General features: G+C 71.7%; 10 protein-coding genes. 9 read left to right on the plus strand and 1 reads right to left on the minus strand.

Translation table 11 applies throughout. From position 1 onward, the window contains the following. Positions 1 to 125: 125 nt before the first annotated feature. Positions 126 to 4,112, minus strand: coding sequence for a type VII secretion protein EccCa (eccCa, locus tag ACWDR4_RS40980; protein WP_450416122.1), 3,987 nt, complete (start codon positions 4,110 to 4,112; stop codon positions 126 to 128). 211 nt (positions 4,113 to 4,323) lie between these two features. On the opposite strand from eccCa, the gene eccD reads away from it, so the two are divergent. From eccD to ACWDR4_RS41025, 9 genes are all read left to right on the plus strand, one after another. Then, a complete protein-coding gene (eccD, locus tag ACWDR4_RS40985; protein WP_450416124.1) occupies positions 4,324 to 5,745 on the plus strand; it encodes a type VII secretion integral membrane protein EccD in 1,422 nt (473 codons plus the stop codon). 5 nt (positions 5,746 to 5,750) lie between these two features. Beyond that, positions 5,751 to 7,274 (plus strand): type VII secretion protein EccB, encoded by a 1,524-nt coding sequence (gene eccB, locus ACWDR4_RS40990; RefSeq protein WP_450416126.1) that lies wholly within the window; start codon positions 5,751 to 5,753, stop codon positions 7,272 to 7,274. 61 nt (positions 7,275 to 7,335) lie between these two features. Further along, complete coding sequence (locus ACWDR4_RS40995) at positions 7,336 to 7,668, plus strand: WXG100 family type VII secretion target (protein ID WP_450416128.1); 333 nt, start codon at positions 7,336 to 7,338, stop codon at positions 7,666 to 7,668. A gap of 91 nt (positions 7,669 to 7,759) precedes the next feature. Then, positions 7,760 to 8,062, plus strand: a complete 303-nt coding sequence (locus tag ACWDR4_RS41000; protein ID WP_450416130.1) for a hypothetical protein — start codon at positions 7,760 to 7,762, stop codon at positions 8,060 to 8,062. Positions 8,063 to 8,137: 75 nt separating this feature from the next. Continuing rightward, positions 8,138 to 8,578: a hypothetical protein gene (locus ACWDR4_RS41005; protein WP_450416132.1), complete on the plus strand. Its 441-nt coding sequence runs from the start codon at positions 8,138 to 8,140 to the stop codon at positions 8,576 to 8,578. A 15-nt stretch (positions 8,579 to 8,593) separates the two neighbouring features. After that, positions 8,594 to 11,296, plus strand: coding sequence for a hypothetical protein (locus tag ACWDR4_RS41010; protein ID WP_450416134.1), 2,703 nt, complete (start codon positions 8,594 to 8,596; stop codon positions 11,294 to 11,296). After that, a complete protein-coding gene (locus tag ACWDR4_RS41015) occupies positions 11,196 to 11,549 on the plus strand; it encodes a YbaB/EbfC family nucleoid-associated protein (protein WP_450416173.1) in 354 nt (117 codons plus the stop codon). Before ACWDR4_RS41010 ends, ACWDR4_RS41015 begins: the two co-directional genes overlap by 101 nt. 49 nt (positions 11,550 to 11,598) lie before the next feature. After that, positions 11,599 to 11,946, plus strand: a complete 348-nt coding sequence (locus ACWDR4_RS41020) for a hypothetical protein (protein WP_450416136.1) — start codon at positions 11,599 to 11,601, stop codon at positions 11,944 to 11,946. Positions 11,947 to 11,949: 3 nt separating this feature from the next. Then, positions 11,950 to 24,795, plus strand: coding sequence for a WXG100-like domain-containing protein (locus ACWDR4_RS41025; protein ID WP_450416138.1), 12,846 nt, complete (start codon positions 11,950 to 11,952; stop codon positions 24,793 to 24,795). The last annotated feature ends 49 nt before the right edge of the window (positions 24,796 to 24,844 follow it).

Genomic DNA, 24,844 nt, shown 5'->3' on the forward strand with positions numbered 1-24,844 from the left:
CGCCCTGCTGCGCACCGGCGGGGCGGGCGCCGACGACCTCGCCGCCGCCATCGAGGGCACCAGCGGGCTCCTGGAGCGGCTCAAGGCCGCGAGGGCCCCGGCCCCCCTCACGTCCGCCCCACGGGTCACTCCTCCAGCAGAGCCGTCTGCACCTGAGTGGTTCGCCTGCGCGAGATCCACAGACCCCGTCCCGGCGGGAACTCGCGGGGCTTCACATCGCCGAACAGGATGCCTTCCGACGGCGGGCAGGACAGCAGCACGCTCGGGGTGTTGGTCTCGATCAGGCGCCGCAGCAGCGGGTCGCTCATCGCGCGGCCCGCGCCGCCCGCCGACCGGGCGACGATCAGATGCAGGCCCATCTCCGCGCCCTGGGCGAGGTGTTCGAGGATCGGGTCGAACGGAGTGGTGCCGTAGGTGTTGCCGCTGACCAGGTCGTAGTCGTCGACGAGGAGGAAGACCTGCGGCCCGTTCCACCAGTCGCGCTCGCGCATCCGCTCGGGCGTGATCTCGGGGCCCGGGATACGGGGCCGCATGGAGGCAGCCGCCGCGGCGGTCATCTCGCGGACCGCGTCGAGGGACACCGCGTAACTGAGGCGGTACTCCTCCGGAACCGCGTCGTAGAGCTCGCGGCGCAGGTCGACCATGGCGAACAGGGCCTCGTCGCTGGTGTGGTGCCGGACGATCGACCGGGCGATGTGCCGCAGCAGGTTGGTCTTGCCGCTCTCCGTGTCACCGACCACGATCAGGTGCGGGTGGGTGTCGAAGTCGTGCCAGAACGGGGCGAGTTCGTTCTCCTCGACACCGAGCGGCACCCGGATGCCCTCGCCGGGCGGCAGCTCGCGCACCGAGATCGTCGTCGGCAGCATCCGTACGGCCGGGGCCGCCGGACCGTCCCATGCCTCGCGTACGGCGGTGACCAGGGCCTGGGTGCCCTCGGTGAGGTCGGCGGGGGTGCCGCTGCCGTCGATGCGGGGCAGCGCGGTGAGGAAGTGGTGGTTGTCCTCGGTGAGGCCGCGGCCCGCGACCCGGGGCACCTCCTGGGCCTTGCGCATGCCGACGATCGAGTCGACCACGTCGCCGAGGCGCAGCTCGAACTTGCTGGCGATCTGGTCGCGCAGCGCGGGCTGGATGTCCGCCCAGCGGGGGGACGCGACCATGAGGTGGATGCCGTAATTCAGGCCGCGGGCGGCGAGTTGGATGACGGTCTGGCTCAGGTCGTAGAAGTCCTGGCGCAGGATGGACCAGCCGTCGATGACCAGGAACACATCGCCGTGGGGGTCGTCGGGGAAGTCCCCGGCGGCGCGCCGGCGGCGGTAGGTGGCCATGGAGTCGATGCCGGCGGCGGCGAACGCCGGTTCCCTGCGCGCCAGTAGCGAGGTGATCTCGCCGATCGTACGGTTGATGCGCTCCACGTCGACGCGTCCGGTGACGGAGCCGACGTGCGGCAGTCCGGTGAGTGCGGTGAGGCTGCCGCCGCCGAAGTCCAGGCAGTAGAACTGCACTTCGCGCGGGGTGTGGGTGACGGCGAGCGCGGTGATCAGGGTGCGCAGCAGGGTGCTCTTGCCGCTCTGCGGTCCGCCCGCGATGCCGACATGGCCGCCGGCGCCGCTCAGGTCGGCGAGGAGCGGGTCGCGGCGCTGCTCGAAGGGGCGGTCGACGACGCCCACGGGGACCTTCAGGCCGCCGCCGTTCGGACGGGCAGCGCGGTAGTTGTCGTACGGCGTGGGCATCAAGTCCGCTTGTACGGCGAGGAGTTCGTCGACGCTGGGCGGTACGGACAGCGGGGGCAGCCAGATGCGGTGGGCGGGCCGGGTGCCCGGCAGGTCGCGCAGCCGGCCGACGGCGACCTGGAGCAGGCTCTCGGTCTCCTCGTCGGGCTGCGGCGGGGCCGGGACCTGCGGGACCGCCGGGGCGGGCAGGGCGGGCAGGACGTACCCGGCGTCGTAGCGCACGACGGCCCCGGTGCCGACGGCGACCTGTGCCGACTGGCGCTTGGCGCGGTAGGGCCCGGAGACGTAGGCGGCCTTGAACCGGGTGAGGGTGGCCTGGTCGCTCTTGAGATAGCCGTTGCCCGGGGCGGAGGGCAGCTGGTGGGCGTCGGGCACGCCGAGGACGCCCCGGCTCTCCATGGCGGAGAAGGTGCGCAGACCGATCCGGTAGGAGAGATGGGATTCGAGTTGGTGCACGCGGCCCTCGTCCAGGCGCTGGGAGGCCAGCAGGAGATGGACGCCGAGCGAGCGGCCGAGGCGGCCGATCATCACGAAAAGGTCGATGAAGTCCCGGTGGGCGGCGAGCAGTTCGCTGAACTCGTCGACGACCACCAGGAGGGAGGGCAGCGGGTCGAGGGGGGCGCCGGACAGGCGGGCCCGCTCGTATTCGAGGAGGGAGCTGTAGTTGCCGGCGGAGCGCAACAGCTCCTGGCGGCGGATCAGTTCACCGTGCACGGCGTCGCGCATACGGGTGACCAGGGCGGCCTCGTCGGCGAGGTTGGTGATCACCGCGGAGGTGTGCGGGAGTTGCTCAAGGCCGAGGAAGGTGGCGCCGCCCTTGAAGTCCACCAGGACCAGGTTGAGCACCTCGGACGCATGGGTCAGCGCCAGGGCGGAGACGAGGGTGCGCAGCAGTTCGCTCTTGCCGGAGCCGGTGGCGCCGATGAGCATGCCGTGCGGCCCCATGCCGTTCTGCGCGGACTCCTTGATGTCGAGTTCCACGGGCGAACCGTCCGCGGCGATGCCCACCGGCACCCGCAGATGGTCGCTCTCACCCGGGGCGCGGCGCTCCCACAGCCGGGGGATGTCGTAGGTGTGCAGGTCGGGGATGCCGAGCAGGGCGGTGAGGTCGAAGTCGGTGGTGAGCGGCTCGGTGATCTCGGCGGCCACACTCATCCGGTACGGGGCGAGCAGCCGGGCCAGGGCACGGGCGCGGACCGTGCTGAGGGCGTCGGGACGGCCCAGCGGCGAGGTGGTCTCGCGGCCGTTGCGGTCCTGGCCGACCATCCTGAGCAGGTCGGCGGTCACGTCGAGGCCGAGGATGTGCGGCCCGCTCTCCCAGGGCAGGCAGCCGCTGACGTCGATGACCACACAGTTGCGGTAACCGCCCCCGGCGAGACGGGAGTTGGCGGACACCTCGGCCCGGTCGAGCAGGACGACGGTGAACGGCTCCTCCATCGCGGGGGCGGCCTGGGGATCGAAGCGGGAGCGGGTCGTGAAGTCCTCGCCGAGGAGCTCCTCCAGCTCCGCCGTGGAACGCGCGATGAGCCGCCGCTGTCCCGCCCCGTCCAGCGTGGTGGCGTGCAGGGCGTGCGGCAGCCACTTGGCCCACTCCCAGTGGGCGAGTTCGGCGTCGCCCGCGCAGATCGCGATCCGCAGTTCCTCGGGTGCGTGGAAGACGGCGAGCTGCCCGAGGGCGGCCCGGACCATGGCGCGGGCGGCGTCCGTGTCGCCGCGCAGCCGCACCCGCTCGTAGCCCCGCAGATGGACGGCGATGGGCTGGTCGGCGACCGAGGTGTAGGCGCGGATGAAGCGGCGCAGGGCGTGCGCGGCAAGCGGTTCGAGATCCTCGACGGGCTTGGTCTGCATCGGCGCCAGACGCAGCCCGAGCCGCTGTTCGCCGACCGCGAGCCGGACCTCCCCGAAGTCCCCGTGCCCGGCCCGGCGTTCCCACAGCCGCGTGGTGCGCACCACGGACCACAGGGCGGCGGGGTCGGGGTTGCGCCAGGCGTGCACGTCACGCTGGCGTACGACGACCTCCCTGACCCGGCGCCGGTTCTGCGACAGGTACCGCAGATAGTCCCGGCGGTCGCCGCTGACGCGCTGCTTGCGTTCGCTCGCGGCCTTCACGAGCTGACCGACGAGCATCGCCGCGGTGGAGACCACGAGGATGCCGCCCATCACGTACATGTAGAGGCTGTTGCCGCCGCTCCCGGCGCCGCCGGGGCGGGCGAAGAGCAGCACCATGCCGAGGGACATGACGGCCATCGGCAGATAGGTGAACAGGGCGGACAGACCGCTCTGCCGCTCGGGCAGCACGGGCGGTTCCTGGAGCTCCAGTTGGCCGGCCGGTGCCTCGGGCCCGGGTCGGCGTGGCGGTCGGCGGAACAGTAGGAGACTCACGCGGGTCCTCCCGGCGCACGTAGGGAACTCCCCGCAGTCTCCGGTGAGTCGGCACCTCTCCGACCTGCTTCCTGGCCGCACCTCTCCCTTTCAGACCCCGACAAGGGACCGATGGTGCACGGCAGTCCGCCGGCCCTCGGGAAACCGGGGCGGCCGTTGCTAGCTTCGCCGGAGTCAGGGGACTTGGACCTGCGAGAGACGGAAGGGTCGCGTGAGCACCGTGAGTACAGCCAACGCCAACGCCAGTGTCATCGTCGCCGAACTCACTCGGCTCGTGGTGCACGCCCCCGAGCGCGTCATCGACATCGCCGTGCCCTCCGACGCCCCGCTCGCCGACCTCATGCCGGCCCTCGTGAGCCATGCGGCACCCGAGGGGACGAACCTCGACGAGAGCGGTCTCGAACACGGCGGCTGGGTGCTGCAACGGCTCGGCTCGCCCGCCCTCGACGAGGACTCGACCCCGGCCGAACTCGGCCTGCGCGACGGGGAGACCGTCCACCTCAGGCCGCGCGCCGAGCAGCTCCCGCCCGTCCACTTCGACGACCTCATCGACGGCGTCTCCACCGGCATGGGGGAGCGGGCCGACCAGTGGCGGCCCGAGTTCACCCGCCGGCTGCTCCTCGGCCTCGCCGCCGCCGCGCTCGTCGCCGGGTTCGCCGTCCTCACCGGACTGCACGCCCCCGGCGTCCAGTCGGCAGTCGCCCTGGGCATGGGCGTCCTGCTGCTGCTCGGCGCGTTCGCCGCCTCCCGGGCCATGGGGGACGCGGTCGCCGGGACCGTGCTCGGCCTGCTGACCGTGCCGTTCCTCGGGCTCGCGGGCTGGCTGGTGCCGACCGGACCCGAAGGCCCCGAACTCCTCGGCGCGCGGCTGCTCGCCGCCACCACCGCGGGGGCCGGCGGCGCGGTGCTCGCGGTGGCCGCGTCCGCCGCGTCGGCCGCCCTCTTCGCCGCCGTGGTGCTCGTCTGCCTGCTCGGTGCCGCCGCCGGTGTCATCGGCCTGAGCGCGGGACTCGGCCCGGCCGAGAGCGCGGGGTCGCTCGCCGCGCTGACCGCGCTGCTCGGCACCTTCATCCCGGTCATCTCCTTCCGGCTGTCCGGGCTCAGACTGCCGCCGCTGCCGACCAACGCGGTCCAGCTCCAGGAGGCCATCGACCCGCTGCCCGCCCGCGCGATCCTGACCCGCACCGCCGTCGCCGACCGCTACATGACCGCCCTGTACGCGGCCGTCGGCCTCGTCTGCGCCGCATGTCTCACCGCGCTCTCGACGGGCACCGGCTGGCAGCCGTACGCCCTCGGCGGGGTGCTCAGCCTGCTGCTGGTCCTGCACGGCCGTGGCATGACCAGTGCCCGGCAGCACCTCGCGGTCGTCCTGCCCGGGTGCTACGGCGCCCTGCTGCTGCCGGTCGTCGGCGTCTGGCAGGACGGGGCCGCCGCCCGGGGCATCGCGCTCGCGATCGCCGCCGCGGCCTGTGCCGGCCTCGTCATCGCGGCCTGGCACGTGCCGGGCAGACGGTTCATCCCGTACTGGGGCCGGGCCGCCGACCTGCTCCACTCCCTCGCGGCGATCGCCCTGCTCCCCCTGGTCCTGATCGACCTCGGTGTGCTCCCCGCGCTCCGCGAGATGTGGAGCTAGCCGCCATGCAGTCACGACGCGACCAGGTCCAGGCGTACTCGTTCACCGTCGGCCGGCTCACCTCCAGCATGCTCGCCGCCGACCCCGACGCCCTGGACACCCCGATGAGCCGTACCCGACGGGGCACCGTCGTCGGCTTCTTCGTCGGCGCGCTGCTCTGTGTGGGCTTCATGGTGTTCGGGCTGCTCTTCCCGCGCGACTCCGACGGCTGGCAGCAGCCCGGGGTGCTGATCATGGAGAAGGAGACGGGGGCGCGCTATCTGTACGGCGACGGCATGCTGCGCCCCGTCGTCAACTACACCTCGGCCAAGCTCGTCACCGGCAAGGACGGCAAGGTCCAGCAGGTCTCCCGCGCCACCCTCGCCGACGTACCCCGAGGCACGCCCATCGGCATCCCCGGCGCCCCCGACTCCCTGCCGGCCGCCGGTCAACTCACCGGTTCCGCCTGGCAGGTGTGCGCCACCTCGCGCGCCGCCGCCGACGGCACCCGCGAACCGGTCACCACGCTCGGCGTCGGCACCGCACCCTCCGGCGCGTGGGAACTCGCCGTGGACGAGGCCCTGTTGGTCACCGCCCGCGAGGACGGGCACAGCACCGCCTACCTCCTGTGGCATGGCAGCCGACTGCGCCTGGACACCGCTCGCGGAGCCCTCCAGTCCCTCGGCTACGGCACCACCGAACCGCTCACCGTCGGCGACGCCTTCCTCGCCGCGATCCCGGCCGGGCCCGACCTGACCCCGCCCGAGGTACCGGGACGCGGCACGAAGGGCCCCACGCTCGCCGGTGAACAGCGCCGCGTCGGCCAGTACTTCGTCGTCCGCACCCCGGGCGCCGCCGAGCAGTACTACCTGCTCGACCGTGCGGGCCTGGTCCCGCTGACCCTCACCGAACTCCAACTCCTGCGCGGTGACCCGCGGACCCGCGCGCAGGCCTACGCGGGCCAGGAGGCGACCGCCGTCGTGCTCCAACCGGACGAGGTCGCCCAGCACTTGGCGGCGAACAGCGAGGTGGCGCAGGTCGCCACGGCCACGGACACGCTCCCCGCCCGGCCGCCGAAGGCCCTCGCGCCACGGGCCGGAACCGTGCCGTGCCTGACGGTGACCCCGGCCGGGGCCACGCCCCGGCAGACGTTCGTCCGGGTAGCGGCCACGTACGCGACCGGCGGTCCTGTGGTGTCCCGCGAGGGAGTCGCACCCGGCTGCCCCGCTCCCGACCTGATCGCCGTCCGCCCGGGCAGCGGCGTGCTGGCGATGCCGACGGCCGCCGGAGCCGGCACCAGCGGCGCCCGGTACCTGGTCACCGACGACGGCATCAAATACCCGCTCTCCGCCCCGGCGGCGGCCGGACAACTGTCCTACGCCGACACCGACGTCGTACGGCTGCCGCCCGCGCTGCTCCGGCTGCTGCCGACGGGCCCCGTGCTCGACCCGGAGCGGGCCGCCCGCCCCGCCCTGTCGGGACCGGCCCCGGCCACCCCCGACCCGGAGTGCGGCGGCGCGGAGCAGCGGACACGACCCACCACTTCATGACACCGGGCAGCCGGAGAGCGGCTCCGTCCCCGGTCCACGACAACCGAAAGGCAGGAGTGCGATGAGCACACCGACCCCCTCGGGGCAGAACACCAAGGTCACCGACCACGCCCATGCGGTCGCCGCCAACGCGATCGACCAGGCTGTCGCCAACTGCAAGAACATCCGCACGGGCGTGGACAACGCCCGCAGCACCCTCGCCGGCGGCTGGACCGGAAACGCCAGCAACACCTTCGGCGGCGCCATCGACGCGTGGATCACCAAGCTCGACCAGCTGACTTCGATGATGGAGAGCATGTCCAACGCGCTCTCCGGAACGAAGAACGCCACGGGCAACCAGGAGGACTTCGCGGTCCGCTCGGCGGCCGGGTTCCTGAGCCGCGTCAACCCGTAGCCCTTGGTCCTTTTCCTCCGGACGACCCGTACCCGACAAAGACAACACCCGTACCCGATAACCCGTACCCGATAAGGACAAGGGGAGAAGCGTGCCCGATTTCAGTATGAATTACGGCGCCTCAGGGACCGCGAGCGAATACCTGGAGCAGATGACCGTGCAGGTCGCGAACCAGGTCGAGATGGTCAACACGACGGTGCAGACGGTCATCAGCGAGCTTGAGGGCGCGATGGCCGAGCAGTACCGGATCGAACACCAGAAATGGTCGATGAAGGTCGACGAGATGGGGTCCGTCCTCAAGTCCGGCAACACCGTCCTGCTGGACAACACCCAGGGCTACTACACGACCGACATCAACGAGAAGAACAGGTGGGAAGGGCTGGCGGGGGCCTGATCCGCCGCTCCGGTGCGGGCCGTGGCACCGCGCCCGGCCCGCACCGGAAAACCCATTCACAGGACGGAGCAGGGAATGCCCAAGTCGCCCGAACACCCGGGTACCACCGAGTACTCGGCGGACGTTCTGCGGGAGTACCGCACCTCGCCCGGCTATCTGCCGGGAATGCGTGACGAGTCCCGCGAGGCCAACGACGAACTCGCGTACTACAAGACGGACAAGCTGCTGGCTGGCTCGAGCAACTTCCCCCCGGCCGCGCAGCTGATGGCGCAGATGCTCAAGGTCTGTCAGGGGCTGGAGAACGAGTTCCTGATCAACATGACGATCACCGACGCGATGATCGTGGCCCTGTCGGACACGGGCGACGCCATGGACCAGGTCGAGGAGAACGGGACCCTGGGCGGCAAGGAGTTCGGCCGGATCGTGGGCGAGGCGATCAACGAGCGCAACGGCGGCGGGAGCGATCCCACGTCCGGCAGTGATCCCACGTCCGGCAGCGACGACAAGACCACCTGACGCTGGAGACCTACGGTGCCCGATCCCACACAGTGGCATGAGCTGGTGAACATCTTCGCCGGGTCCGGCGAGGCCAAGGACTCCACCCCTGGGCAGATCCCCAGCAAGGAGGAGGTCCTGGCGCCGCGGTGGACCCGGGCGTACTGGAACGTGCGTGAGAAGCCCCCGTTCCAGGCCATGTTCACCTGGACGTACGTCATGGGCAACACCACCACGACCCATGGGAGTTACAACAGCGGCACCACCACGACGACGGACCCCGTCACCGGTACCGCCGGGCTGAGCCTGCTCGAAGGGGACCAGGACCCGAACAGCGGCGGCACCCCGTGGTGGCGCTACAACATGGGCAGCTACATGACCATCGCCGCGCTCGACGGGGACGGCACCGAGACCACCAGCCCGCGCAGCTTCGACCGGGCGCGAGAGCAACTGACCGCCGCCATCGCGTACTACCAGAAATGGGAGCCGAACCTCAACACCTGGCAGAACAACCTGCAACAGGACGGCTGGCAGGGCCTGGCGGCGTCCGGCTTCGGCGACATCATCAACCGGATCTTCACCGCGTACCAGAACATTCTCGAAACGACGTCGGGCGACGGCGTCAGCGGCGGGTACCTCACCGCCGTGAACGACGCGCAGCAGGCGCTGTGGAACGCGCGCAACGCCATGCGGACCGCGTTCGACACCTGGAAGACAGACGAGTCCTCCACCCCGCAGGGGGCCCTGAGGGTGTACGCGCGGGGGCTGACGGTCGACGCCGACCCCCTCGGGCGCAGGCCGGCCGTCCTCCTGCACGGCGGCGTCCCGCTCGGGCAGATCGATCAGTCCTCCACCTGGGACGCCGTCGAACAGGCGATCAAGAACGCCTGGCGGCAGACGGCCGAGACGTACCTCGACTACCCGGTGGTGGGGATCGTCTCGGCGCTGACCGCCGCCTACCAGCGGTCCACCACCGACCTGCGCGAGCTGAACAACGTCATCCGGACCGCGTTGTCGGGCTCGCCGGACAGCGACTCGAACACCGACAACGACCAGACGAACAAGAACCAGGAGGACCTCAACAAGATCCTGGAGGACCTCCGCAACAACAACGGCGGGGGAGACGGAGGCGGAGGCGGCGGAGAAGGCGGGAACGGGGGTCCGGACACGGACGACGTCAACATCCCGCCGCCGGGCGGTACGGATGGCGACGGCTCGGGTGGTACGGACGGTACGGGCGGCGACGGCTCCGGGGGCACGGACGAGGTCAACATTCCTTCGTCGGGGGGTACGGACGGCGGCTCGGGGCTGCCCGACGAGGTCGACATCCCGTCGTCGGGCAGTACGGACAGCACGGGCGGCGGCGGTCCGCAGACGCTGACCGATGTCAACATCCCGTCGTCGGGGAGCACCGATGGCGGTACGGGCGACGGTACGGGTGGTGGGACGGTCGGCGGTACGGGTGGCGGGCTCGACCTCCAGCCGTCCGGTCAGACCGGGATCACTGACGGATCCGGGAACACCGCCCCGCCGTTCGGCGTCTCCAACATCGCCCTGCCCGGCGAGACCGGCGGGGGGACGGATGGCACCGGAACCACCGGCACGACCGGCAGTCCGGGCGGCACCGACCTCGACGGACTGCCCGAGTTCAGCACCACCAACCCCTCCGGCGGCTCCGACAACATCCCTCCCGTCGGTGTCACGCCCGGCTTCACGGGCAGCACCGGGATCACGGGCAGTTCGGTCAACGGAACCGGCCGGCCCGACGACGGCACCGGGTCCGTGCCCCCCTCGGGCTCCACCGAGATCCCGTCTCTGAACGACTTCGAGGAGTCGACCGGCCTGCCGGGCGATCAGCTGGTTGTACCTCCGGCGGGCTCCACGGACGAGTTCCCGAGCATCACGGCCCCGCCGTCCGGCATCACCGACAGCGGCTCGAACATCTCCGTCCCCGGTACGAATGACAGCGGCGGCTCGACCATTCCCGTCCCCGGCACCAACGACAACTCGTCCGGCCTGCCGCTCCCCGGTTCCAGCGACGGCTCGGACCTGCTGCCGACGACGGGGTCCACCCTCGATCCGTCGTTCCCCAGTCTCAGCGGCCCGTCCCTGAGCGACCAGGGCTTCCCGTCGACGTCCAGCACCGACTTCGGCGACCCGGGCAGCACGAACGGCAGCTCCGGTTACTACGGGGACTCGGGCGGCGGATACGGCTCGTACGGATCCGACGGCTCGTACGTCGACTCGGGCAGTGGCTTCGACTACACGCAGCCGTCCCTGTCCTCCGACGGAGTCGACGACGGCTTCTGGGACCCCTACTCCAGCGGCACCCAGTCCACGCTGACCAGCAGCGGAGTCGACAGCACCGGTGACAGCACGAGCGCACCGGCCTCGGCCCAGTCCCCGATGATGCCTCCGATGATGGGCGGAATGGGAGGTATGGGCGCCGGGGGCGGCGGCGAGCGCAACCAGGAGCGCGAGCGCACCACTTGGCTCGCCGAGGACACCGCCGTCTGGGGCACCGACCCGGAGCTGGCACCCACCGTCGTCGGCAGGACACCACAGCAGCACGTACCCGCAGGAGGCAACCGTGAGCAGCAACCCGTTCCAGGCGCTCCTGGACGAGGTCCAGTCGCAACTGGACGAGGCCCTCGAACGGGCCGGCCAGGCACAGGAAGCGCTCAGGGAGGTCAGCGGGACGGCAACGTCCAAGGATCGCCTGGTCAGCGCAACGGTTGACGCCAGGGGCTCCGTGACGGAGCTGAAGTTCCACACCACCCGCTACCGGGCCATGGCGCCGACCGAGCTGTCCGCCGTACTGCTCGACACGATCGGCAGGGCGCAGCGGGAGGCTGCCGCGCACCTGGAGGAGGTTCTCGGGCCGGTCGGGCCCGAGGACCTGGAGATCGACGACGTGACGAGCGCGCGGCCCGAACTGGCCGAGATGTTGGAGGCGTTCGGCCTCGGCAGGATCCCGGGCCAGCAGAGCTGACGGAACTCGTACGGACTGCTCGTACGGAGCTGATGGAGAGGAGCGGGCCATGCCCAGCAGGAACCACATCGCCGCGGACCCCGAGGGGATCAGGGACGGCGGCCGGCACTTCGACGGCGACCTGGCGTCGACGATCGGCCAGGTCCGCTCCCGTCTGCTCGCCTCCATCGCCGCCAACGAACAGCCCGACGCCTTCGACGACGACACGGGCAAGGCCTTCCTCAAGGTCTACGGGCCCGCCAAGGAGGACATGCTGACGCTGCTCGAATCACTGGAGAAGGCGTTCCAGCAGGCGTACGACAACATCGACAGCACCGCGGAGAAGCTGCTCGACGTGGAGGACGCCAACCTGCTGGGTTCGCAGACCCTGGCCCGTAACGTCAACGGGATCCGCTGAGCCATGGCGATCGACGCGTCTCCCCAACTGCGCGGGCTCTTCCTCGCGTTGACGGGCATGGAGTTCCCGAAACTCAACGAGGACAAGCTGCGGACGCTGGGGGAGGGGTACCTGGCGACCGCGGAGGGGCTCGCCGCCCTGCCCGAGCAGATCAACCAGGTCACCCGCACGATCAGGTCCCGGTTCGACTCCCAGGCCGCGGACGCCTTCTCCGACTCCATCTCCGAGTTCACCTCGGGCCCCACCAACTACGTCGCCGCGGGGAGGGACGCGGCGGGGGGCATCTCCGCGTACGCGAACAGGACCGCGACCAACGTCGAGTACTCGAAGTACATGGCGATCGGGCAGCTCATCCAGCTCCTCATCGAGATCGCCTGGTGCATCGCGAACGCCTTCCGCACCTTCGGCCTGTCCCTGCTGTTCATCCCGGTCTACCGGGCGATCACCTCCCGTTTCCTGATCCGGGTGCTCAACTTCCTCTGGCAGCACATCCTCGCGCACGTGATCATCAACTCGGCCGTCGCGCTCTCCCTCGACCTGCTGATCCAGCGCATCCAGATCGGCAACGGCACGCGCGACTCCTGGGACAAGAACCTCACCCGGGACGCCTTCGTCGGCGGTGTCGTCGAGGGCGTGATCTCCGGCGGGCTCAACTTCGCCGGGGCCAAGCTCGTCAAGGTGTTCAGCGGCAACACCGCGAACCGGGCCGGGCTCAGCCTGCGCAACGAGATCAGGAACCTCGGGGACGACGCGGGCGACATCTCGCCCGACGCGCTGGGCAACGGCGTCACGGACATCCTGACCCGCAACAACAAGGACCTGCTGTCCGTGCTGGGCAAGAACGGCGACACGGGCAACACGGGCGGCGGCGGTGCCCCCGGTGTCAGCCGGCTCAGCCCGGACGGGGTGAACAGGCTCGGTACGGACTTCGGCGACCTGTTCGTCACCGCCTTCGGCCGCAACCTCGGCGAGGGCCCGGCCCGCGACCTGGGCGGAACCTACGGGCGGACGTTCGCCGAGAACTGGGGTGACGACGGAGCCTCCGACGCGCTCGGCAGGGTCCTGGGCGACGCGGGGGGCGAGGGTCTGCCGCAGGGCGTGCGCAACGCCCTGGCCCAACTGCCGGACACCGTACGGAACTCGGTGAACACCACGCGGAACACGCTGGTCACCAAGGCGCTGGAACTGGTCGGAGAGGGCGTCGAAGAGGGCCTGACGAACACGCTGGCCGACGTCGTCACCAACCTGGTGCTCACCGGGGAGGTCGACGCGAACTCCTGGAGCTTCGTGTCCGGCCTCACCTCGGGCACGGCGGCGGGGGCCGGCGCCCATGGGGGCATCAGCGCCGTGGAAGGCCTCCGGAACCTCGGCCGCCTCGATACGAGGGATTCGCCTGTCGAAACCCCGACGCCCACCCCCACCCCCACCCCCACACGCACGACCACGGGGGGATCCTTCGGCACGACACCTCCCGCCGCTACGCCGGGGGCGCCGCGGCTGGATGTGGGTGTGGATTCGGGCGTGGGCGTGGACTCGGACGTGGCTTCGGACTCGGACCGTGGCCCGAACGCGGGGTTGGATCTGGACGCGGACCTGGACCGAGGTGCGGGCTTGGACCGGGGCGCGGACTTGGACCGGGACGTGGACCGGGGCGCGGACCCGGACCGGGGCGGGGACGTGAACCTGCGGGAGGACGTGGACCGGGGGTCGGACGCGGAGGGTACCCCGGCGAACGTCGCGCCCCGGCCCACGCCCCAGCCCACTGCCTCCGAGCCCCAGCTGTCTCAGTCCCAGCCGTCAGGGTCCCGGCTGCCTGAATCCCAGCCGTCGGTGTCCCAGCCGCCGGTGTCCGAGCCGCCCGAGTCCCGGGCACCCGGGTCCCAGCCGACCGGGTCGGACTCCTCCGCGTCCGAGCCCTCGCAAGGAGTTGCGCAGCCCTCTCGGACCACCACCGGTCCGGCCGCTGATCCTGGGGCCACCCCCGTCCGTACGTCGGAGCCGCCCCAGTCCCAGACACCCGTCCGTACCGAAAGCGACCCCGTCCCCGGCACCACGCCGGATCCCGCCCCGGACCGGTCGGTCCCGCCCGCGTCCCCGGAGCGGGAGCCCGGTGTCGCGGAGCCGGGCTCCCGCTCCGGGGACCCCGGTGTCGCGGCGCCGTCGGACGATCAACGGCCCGCCGCCCAGCAGGTGGTTCCCGGCCCCCTTCCGTCGGTGACTCCTTCTTCTCCCGCCGGCGGAAACCCGGCGGCCCCCGCCGACAGCACACCCGCCGCCGGTGGTTCCCGGCCGGGCCGCCCGTCCACTCCGGCGTCCCCCGCACCCCCCGTTCAGCCCGGTGACCGGCCCACCACGCCCGCCGACGACCGGTCCGTCACGCCTGACCCGGCCCGCGCGGCCGACCAGCCACAGGCCCTTTCCTCCCAGGACGTCTCCTCGCCCGAGGTGACCTCTCCGTCCCAGGAAACCTTGCCGCGTCAGGACATCGGCTCGTCCGAGCACACCGGCTCGCTCCAGGACACCTCGTCCCAGGGCAAGTCCTCACCCGCAGACGTCTCCTCGTCTCCGGACACGTCTACCTCTCCGGACATGTCCACCTCCCCGGACACGCCCACATCTGTGGACACCTCCACGTCCGGGGACACTTCCACCTCCCCGGACACCTCGCGGCCCCTCGCCCCTCCCCTCGCCGACGGATCCCTCACCTCGTCCGGGCCCGGGAGGCACGGACCCACCGGGCTGACCGGCGATCCGGACTGGGAAGCCGCGCGGGCCAGGGTGGCGCCCGACACCCGCTCGCACACCTGGGTCGATCCGGTCTCCGCCCCGCCGGACCCGAGCCGGCCGAAGGAGACCACGCAGTACGTCGTGAAGTCCAAGTTCGACGCGCGCCGGGTCGAGCACGACGGCGAGACGGTCACCGACCTGACCGTCGAGGTCGCCGTCGGCCCGGAGGGGATGCCGGACGGCGTCTGGGACAAGGTGCGTGCCGGAGTCGAGGAGTTCTTCAACGCCCCGGGCCACCGGCTGCCGGGCGGCGACCGGCTGCACGTCACCGTGGAGCAGGTGGCGCACGACCCGCATCCCAACGGTCTGAACGTCACGTTCGTGGACCGCGACCAGCCGATGACCCGCACCGCGTGGTGGCCCGACGCCGCCCCCATCGACTACGCGCACGAGATCGCCCACCAGCTCGGGCTCCGGGACGAGTCGCGGGACGACACCGCGCCGCACCGTCCCGACGTACAGGGCAGCCTGCTCGGCGACTACAACCGCCCCGCCCCGGACGGGTTCCGGCAGAGCGGCCTGCGCGACCGTCACCTCAGCCTCCTCGCCGCTCACATCGGCGATCCGGCCGTCACACCGACGGGCAGCCGCGGTGGCCCGCGTGCCGAGTCCCCCGCCCGTCCGGTGGCGACGGTCGGCGGTCACCCCGGGGCGGAACCCCGGGCGCCCAAGCTGTTCGAAATCCTCCGCAAGGCACGGCGTGACCAGGCGCCTCCGGCGGAGGGCACGGGGGAGGTGGCTCCCGGGGAGATAGCCCTGACAGAGCTGCCTCCGGCACCGGTGCAGACTTCGACGTCCACCTCGACCTCGACCTCGACCTCGACCTCGACCCCGAACCCGACCCCGGCCGTGGACTCGGATCCGAACCCGAACCCGACCTCGGCCCCGGACCTGACTCCGGCCCCGACGCCGAACCCGACGCTGGCCGTGGACCAGCACCCGAACCCGGCCCCGAGGCCGAACCCGGCCCTGCGCGAGGATCCGACCGCGGACTCGGACCCGGACTCAGGCCTGCGCGAGGACCCGACCCCGAACCCGACCCCGAACCCGACCCCGAACGAGGACCCGAACCCGCCCACCCCCACGCGGAGCGAGACCGCGTCGGAGGACCCGGCGTCGGAACACCCCCAATGGATCGGCACCACCCTCGACACCTCGCATCCGGCCGCGCTGGAACCCGGTGCCACCGAGCCGACCCAGCGCGAGCGTGCCGCCGCGTTCGAGGACGGGACCCGTTTGCCCGGCTACATCGACAACGTGGCGTCGCTGCTGACGGGCATGTCCGATGCCGACAGGGCGGGACCGCTGTCCACCCTGAGCACCTTCGGGCAGAGCAACGTCACCTTCCGCGGGGTCGACCAGGTGGTGCTGAGGCAGATCGACACGATCCTCCGCGGAACCCCGGCGGTCCGTCCGAGCGGTCCCGGGCTGGGTGACCCGAGCGGTACCGGCCTGCTGGCCGACGTCCGGGCGGCGCTCACACGCAGGCCGCGGGGCATGGCGGACGGACGGACGTTCCCCTACAGGAACACCGAGGGCAAGGTCCGGGTCCTGCACGTCGGCACCAGCCACTACGGAGAGTGGACGCCGTTCGCGGACGACTACGGCGACCCGGCGAAGGTCGACCTCATGGACCGCGCCGTATCCCAGACCGGACAGAGCAAGAGCGTTCAGGCCAGCACCCAGCTCGGCCTCAGCGGACCGTTCGCGGGGCTTGCCTCGGCGGCGACGTTCGGCGGTTTCGGGCGTGTCAACGGGCGGGTCGGCTTCAGCACCAAGGTCGGGTACCCGCAGTTCGACCAGGTCACCAGCCAGCTGGAGACACGCGCCCTCGACGGCTCCAAGGCGTACCTGGACAAGGTGTACTTCCGGGTGTCCGTCAAGGACGCCGACGGCAACGAGGTCCTTCCGGCACGCGGATTCGCCGTACGGAACGGGCTGATGCTGCGGGTGCCCGACAGCCTGGTGACGGAGTCGGAGCCCGGAAGGATCCCCCGCTCGATCGTGCTCGACCGGGACTCCCAGTACCGGCTGGTCCGCACCGAGGGCTTCGGGCCGGTGCAGCAGATCCGCGACTGGGCGGTCGGGCAGATCAAGGCGAAGGAAGGCAGCTCCGCCTACCGGGAACTCGACGCGTACTTCTCCCGTGAGTCCTTTCAGCGGCACGCGCGCCTGATGGCGAACGGACGAGCCGTCACACCGCTGTTGTTCGCCGACGACAGGGCGAAGACACCGTTGGGCGCCTTCGTCGTCGAACGGGTGGTGCCGGGCCACGCGATACTCATCGGCGAGACCTCGGACGCCGAGCTGCGGGACATCAACGTCGCCACCGTCCGCAACGACCAGAACCTCACGAGGGGCGTCAACGTCGGCGTGGACGCCGGCCTCGGCCCCGTCTTCTCCCTCACCGACCTCGACTTCGACCTCGACGGCGACCTCGATCTGCGGATCCAGGCGGGCCTCACCGGCCGTTATGTCTACTCGAAGTCACGTACGGCCGCGTCCGGCGGCTCCGGTGCGGTCAAGTCGATGGGGCAGGTCAAGAAATCCCCCACCGGCCTCTACCTGGTCAAGAAGACGGTCTTCGTACGGCAGACCGGCAGCCGCGCCGAGCCGGAGCGGTTCCAGACCTGGACCGTGGACCGGATGACCCGTACCGAGGCCCGCAGGCTGGCCGGCTGGGACGACGGGACGAGGCTGCCGCCGGGCAACGGCGTGCCGGAGCCGTTCGCCCCGGCCTTTCTCCTCCCGGACCGTCCGCCGACCCTGGGCATGCACCGCGTGGAGGCGTTCACACACCCCGACGGCCGCCATACCAGTGATGACGCAGGCGACCTGCGTACCCCCGGCATCGACGGCCTCGGCCGCACGCTGCCCGACTACTTCGCCGACAAAGTGATCCAGGCCGTGGCCGACGCCCACCCGGGACTGGTCGCGCCGCTCGACCGGTTCAGCCCTCCGGCCCGCAAGAAGTGGCCCTTGCTGGACAAGCTCCGGCCGAATCGCACCACTCCGGCCGAGGTTCCCGGCCGCCCGGAGACCGGTCCGGAGCAGACCGGTCCGGAGCAGACCGGTCCGGAGCAGACCGGTCCGGAGCAGACCGGTCCGGCGGACGCTCCTGGCCGTCCGGAGGACCGCCCGGATTCCGCCGAGCCGACAGACATCCCCGACCACCCGGAGCCCGGCGATCCCGCGGAGGTTCCCGACCAGCCGGAGGCCGGGCCGGAGCAGGGCGGTCCGGTGAACGCGCCCGACGGACCGGACGCCCGTCCGGAGCAGGCCGGTCCGGCCGACCCGTCCGGCCGCTGGAAGAGCAGCGAGGCGTACCAGACGGCGCTGGCCAACACCCTGGAGATCCTCTCGGCGCTCTCGCCCCAGAGCCTGGCGGGCAACCTGGAGGCGCTGATCACGACCGGCATCCAGGTCCGGCTGACCGAGCCGGGCACCTTCAGGAACGAACACCACTACATCCGGGTGCACGCGGAACTGACCGACCGGCGGTACGAGGGCCGGCAGGACGACCTCAAAATGCGGCAGGGTCTCCCCGGCGTCCAGCGGCTGGACGGCCAGGAGAACCGCAAACGCGGGTGGGGAACGGGCGGCGAGCTGGCGTTCGGGTTCCGTGACCCGGACTCCTCCACGAGCGTCTCGGGCACCCCCGACAACGCGGGCGCCGTGTCACTGGGCGCGCGTCAGACATGGCAGGGCGAGTCCGAGACCGGGTTCGGCTCCACGGTCAGCAACGAGCCGCTGTCGGTGAGCGTCAAGCCGTCACACCTCTACAGCTACGACCTCTCGCTCACCGTCGACCACGGCGGGTACTCGCGGCCCGTCGGCGCGCTGCGCGGAATCGCCTCCCTCGGTGTGCTGGGCACCCAGACGTTCGTCCACAGCCGGCCACAGCGGGTGCTGATCGGCGCCGACGTGAACGGCGGCCCGGTGACCGGGCGGGTGCTGATCAGCGTCCCCGACCAGCACGCACCCACCGTGAACCCGCACGGGCCGGATGCGGAGAACCCCTTCAGGACACTCCGCGATCCCCTGAACCCCCGGCACATGCCCCGCGACCGGGCCCTCGCGCTGGCCGTCGGCGACCTCTCCCGGCCCGGTGCCCGGCGCCCGGCGGGCACCGCCGGGACCCGCCGGTTCCAGGACCTCCAGCAGCACCCGTTCGTGACCGTGGGCGTCGTCGTGCCGCCGGGGCTGCCCGACATGGTCCAGGACGTTGTCAGGCGCGCCTCGAACGACGCGTGGCAGCTGAACGAGCAGGGTGCTCCCGTACGGGAGGCGGTCATGCGCGCCTTCCAGCCGCAGTACCTGTCGGCCAACTTCGACCAGAGTTCCGGACCGCTGGGCTTCGCCGTCAGCGAGCTGATGGCCAAGCCGCCGTACACCACCCTGTGGTCGTCCTTCCGCCACTCGACGACGGTCCAGGACATCACGGTGCTGACCCCGACGCCGATCGCCATGGAGATCGAGACGGCGATCGCCAGTAGCGTCCAGTCGTCCGGCAAGACCGGCAGGAGCAGCACGTTCTCCTTCGGCGGACAGGTGACCTATGCCAAGCCCCACGGCTCCGGTCCGGGCCTGGTGGGCACCTACGGCCTTGTCGCGAACCCCTGGTCGCGGACGGCACAGCAGAGCGAGACCGTCACCCGCAGTGTGTCCGCCGACCTCAACCTGGCCGTCGCCACCCCCCAGGTGCTGGTGTCCGGCACGGTCGTGCACTCGGCGGCAATGGTCTCCAGCATGCTGGGACGAGCCGCCGCGGGCCGCTGGTACGCGCCAGGGTTCCTCGCCGACGCGGCCGGGGCCACCGTCTCCGTCCCCGGCGGGTGGCTGGCGCACGTGCCGGAGAAGAGCGCCCACCGGGTGGGGCTGATCAACGACGGGATGGGCGCGGTCCCCCGCTACGAAGCCGAGGGGACCTGGTCGCCGCAGTCCTGGCTGGCCGGCAACTCCTTCGGCACGTTCCCGGTGAACGCACTCGACCCCACGGAGGTGTTGAGCGCCTTCCACCAGCGGGTGAGGCAGCAGCTGGGAACCGACACCCACGCCCAGGAACAGATCCGTCTGCTCGTCACCTCCCGGGTCCTGCGCGCCCTCGACCGGGAGATGACGGGAGGAGCCGGTTCGTCGATCACGACCAGGTCCGGCTGGCTGGGCTGGGGAAGCGTGCGGATCGGCAGCCGGCAGGCCCAGGTGACGGTCGAGCTGATCCGCGACGCCCCCACCTTGGTGATGCTCGACCACAGCACCGAGATGGAGGAGAACCGCAAGGCGGTCGAGAGCGCCCAGAAGGCTTCCGACCTCACCACCGGTCTCGACGTCGGGGTTCTGGTCGGCGAGGGCGTGCGGACCGGCGACTCGACGGCGACGGCGGCGGGCCCCGTCTACAACGAGACCGGCACCTCCCGGCGCACGATCGCCTCCAGCCACAACGTCTCCAGCGCTGTCACCTACCGGGTCTTCACCACCGAACCGCACGCCGAGGTCTCCACGCCCTACCGGCTGCGGATCTCGCTCAAGGTGGACGACAGCCCCGTACCGGAGGGCGAGCGGGGCCTCGCCGGCTTCGCGGGCCGGGTCTTCGGCAGGCAGACGGTCATCGAGACCGGCCCCATCGGCAACCTGGTCGAACACATCCCGCTCAGCCTCATGACCCCCGCCCCGCTCCCGGCCCCGGCTTCCGGTCCGGCCCCGGATCCTGCTCCGGACCCGACTCCCGCCCCGACCCCGACGCCCGTCCCCGTCCCCACCCCGGATCCGGACCCGACTCCCGCCGGTGACCCGCTGGGCCCGCCCGTTCTCACGACCTCCACGCGGCCCCGCGCGGTGCGGCGGCAGCCGGATCTGTCGGCGCTCAACGACAACGTCCGGTTCAAGAACGGGACGAGAGGGAAGTTCACCTTCCCCGAGAACGGGTTCCACGTCCGCCGGATCGTCGGACACGAAAATCTCCGCGAGGCCAACCAGCGCGCCATCGCCGAGTCGTACGGCGTCAAGCTGCCCGCCATCGGCGACGGCGTCACCGGCGCCCAGCGGGACGCACTGCTCAAGCCGGCCAGGGACACCGACCTCACGAAGCTGGGCACCCCTTCAGCGCAGGCACTGCGGGACGGAACCAACAACACGGCGCTGACCGCCTTCTACGACAGGACGCTGACCCCGGGCGGCTACCAGGTGCCGGGGCTGACCCATCGCGGCCCCCTCGCCACCGACTCGGTACGGCTGTCGCTGCACTCCCGGCCCGACTTCAGCCGGGCCGTGCTGCTGGCCGTCGGCGACGGTATGAGGGTCGAGGTGATCCGGGAGGCGGGCGAGGGCGCGAGCACCTCGGTGTCGCAGGAGAACGCCCAGGACTCGGCCCTCAGCGGCGGAGTCACGGTCAGGACCGACACGGTCGGCAACGTTCAGCCGGGCGCCGCCGCCACGGGCCGCCCGTACGCCTCCGACAGCGACGGGACGCTGGTCGGCGGGGACCATCTGTCGTCGGCCAACGTCAAGTCGAAGACCGGCCGGGAGTTCCTGTTCGCCATCCCCACCACCTGGTACAGCGTCGCGGACGCGCACAGGGCCATCGCGGACACCCGGTTGGCCCAGTGGGCGGCCGGGCCCTTCGGACTCACCAGGCCGGGGCAGAAGACGGTCAGCTCCGAGACACATGTCATCGCGTGGGTGCGTGACGACATCGCCCGGGAACTCCACCTGATCAACGACGAGGGCTTCCCCGAGGAGGTCTCCGCGGCCTGGGACGCGGTCGGCCAGGCGAGCAAGGCGTGGGTCGACGCGGACAAGGCGTACTGGGAGAAGCGCCGCACCGCCATCGCCCTGCGCGAGGCCCGGGACGCCGCCGGCCTCCCGGGTTCGCCCCGGCCCGTCGTCGAGGAGGCCGTGGACCTCCCGGCTCCGCACCCGGAGACGGCCGGCACCGCGAACGCCGACGACGACCCGGGTTCGCCCCGGCCCGTAGTCGAGGGGACGGCGGATGTCCTGCCTCCGCCTCGGCAGTCCGTCGAGATCGCGTCCGTCGACGCAGGTCCCGTCGGTGCGGGGGCTGTTGACGTCGAGGCTGTCGATGTCGGGGGTGTCGGTGTCGAGGGTGCCGGTGTCGAGGGTGCCGACACGGAGTCCGCCGACGCCAGGAACGCCTTGTACCGGAGTGCGGCAGACGCGGAGAGGGACCGCGACCTCGCGTGGGAACTCACTCGGGCAGCGCAGGCCCTCGAAAACGCGGACACCGACGAGCGACAGGTGGAGGCCGCCCGAGCGCTGGCCGCGGCCGAGCGGAAGGTACCCGGACGGCGTGGGCCGCTGAACCCGCCCGCCGACATCACCCGAGCCCGGCGGACCGCCGCCGCACTGCACGGCACGGCCGACCTGTGGTTCGAACTGGAAGACCTCCACGAGACCGCGAAGACCGCCGCCGCCGAGTACCACCGGGTACGGGCCGGCGCCGACCGGCTCACCCGGTGGCACCAGCTCAACGCCACCGAGGACGGCGGACAACTGCTCGACGGAACGGAGAAGCCGGACGAGGTGACCTACCAGGCCCCGCCGGAGCGGCCCGCTTCACCGGCCCCGGACCCGCCCCGCTACACCAGGACCGACACCGGGCTCACCTCACCCGGCCAGGTCGAGTACACGCTGCACGACGTACGCGAAGACGGTGACGCCTTCTTCCACGCGCTCGCCGCCGGCCTGGACCGGAGCGTTCCCTGGAAGCTGGCCGGCCGTGGCCTCGACCTGTCCGACCCGGACCTGCCCGCCCAACTGCGCGGCCTGATGGCGGAGCAGCTGACCCGGCCGGAGAACGACGACCTGCGTGAGATCGTCGCGCCCGACGACACCGACTCCTTCGCCCCCGGCTCCTTCGACCCCGATGAGGTCGATCTGACAGGTCTGTCCCCCGCCCTCGCCCCGGACACACCGGGCCGCCGTGAGTTCGACGCGCTCAACCTGATACCCCACTCGGTGCAGCTCGACGGCCCGGCCCGTGTCGCACTGGCCGCCGCTCAGCTCCGGCGGCGGGGCGACGACCCCGACGAGACCGGATGGGACCACTCCGCCGCGGACGTACTGCCCCTCCTCGCCGCCCGGACGTTCGGTGTGGATGTCACCGTCGTCAGGGACGACGGCAGTTTCCAGACCTTCTCCCCGACGGTCCGGTTCGACCCTGGGAGCCGGCCCTCGATCCAGGACCCCACCGACGCCCCGGGCACATCGAGCCGTCCGCACGTGGTGCTGAGCCTGGACAAACGCCACTACCAGCTCGCCGTACCGGCCACGGACCCGGACGAGCACCGCCCGGACGGGCGGGGATCCGACGGCTCCGGCCGGGGAGAGGATCCCGCCCGGCCCGGGCCGAGGGACGAGTCGGGTGACCAGGACCGGCCTCGGTCACCGGCGGACCCGGACGAGCACCGTCCGGACGAGCGGGGATCCGACAGCTCCGACCGAGGAACGGACTCCGCCGGGCGGGGACTGAAGGACGACGAGTCCCGGCCGGAAGGCGCGAGGGAGCAGGAGCGGGCCCGGCCGTCGGCGGAGCCTCGTCCGGACCGGTCCGCCGGGGCCGGGGACCCCTGGGCCGACCCCGAGTGGACCTCGATGGACGGTTTCCGCCCGACGGGTCTCGAACGTGGGACGGCCCGATGGCTCTTCTCGGCCAACGAACGCGGAGCGTCCTACCTCGGCATGCAGAGCATCGACGCCGTCATCAACAGCCCCGAGTTCCAGGAGCCGTACGGGGATACGGCGTCGAACGCCCCGGAGGAGACCGTAGAGATCACGACGGCGGAGAACCTGACGGCCGAGAACTCCACGGCCGAGGGCCTGACCGCCGACGGCCCGCCCGTCGAGAACCCGACCGCCAAGAACCCGCTCGCCGACGGCCCGCTTGTCGAGGGCCTGACCGTCGACGGCCCGCTCGTCGAGGGCCAGACCGCCGATGGCCCGCCCGTCGAGAACCTGACCGTCGACGGCCCGACCGTCGAGACCCCGTCCGAGAATTCGACCAAGAACTCCACCAAGAACTCCACCGAGGAGCCGGCCGTCAGGGAACCGGTCGTCGAGAACCCGGCTGTCGGGGAACCGTCGCGGGGTCTCGACGGTCAGGGGCGTCCCACGGTGGCGGCCGGCCCGGGCAGCGCCGACCGGAAACCGTCCCGGTCACCGGTGCCCGGCGCCTCGGCGGAGACGAGGCCCGGCCCGGCCGAAGGGCAGCGGCAGAACGTGCCGGGCGACAACCACTGTCTGCTCCATGCCTTCGCGGCGAGCGATCCGGAGCGCGTCCGCGACACGCTGCACGCCTGGGGGCACATCGACAACGACGCCTACAGGTGGTTGTCGAACGCTCGGCGGGTGCGAACCGATCTGGCCAGGAACACAGCCGTCTACGCCCAGCACGGCATCTTCCTCAGGGGCACGCATTCCGGTGTCGCCCGCGACGCCGCGGAGCACGTGGCCCAGTGGCTGGAGGCCAACGCCGCCCAGCTGCCCGGCGAGTTCGCCCGCCAGTACCGCGGCAACGACGATTCGCGGGTCTTCGCCGGCGCACTGGAGCGCCTGGACGACGGCCAGTTGCTGGCCCTGGTGCTTGAGCACAACCTTCTGCCGCCGGCCGAAGCGCGGGCTCTCGGCAGGCAGGCCCTGTTCGCGGAACTCTGGACGGGCATGCCGCTCCAGGCGGACGAGCTGACCAGCCTGGCGGCGGCGGTCCGGACCTGGGACCGGAGCTGGCGGTCCGCCGAGGGCGACATGTTCATCATGCTCCTGGCCTACGCCTTCGACGTGCGGTTCCACATCGTCCAGGGCGGCGACGCCTCCGAGGTCGGACCGCCCGGTGCCACCAGGCGCGTCGAGCTCTTCCGCACCGGGGTGGACTCCGGGCACTTCAGCGGCAGCGACGCACCGCCCCGAGACATACCGCCCCTCGGCGTACCGGACGACCTTCAGGTACCGGACGACCCCCACGCCGGCAACGACCCCGAACCATCCGGCACCCCCGCGACCAGGACCGCGGAGGAGCTGAAGTGGCACACCGCGGTCAACCCGCGATGAGCCCCGCCCCACCGCACCTCCCAGTCACCTCACCGGACAGCCTCGAAGA

It is taken from the genome of Streptomyces sp. NPDC000878, assembly GCF_053599695.1.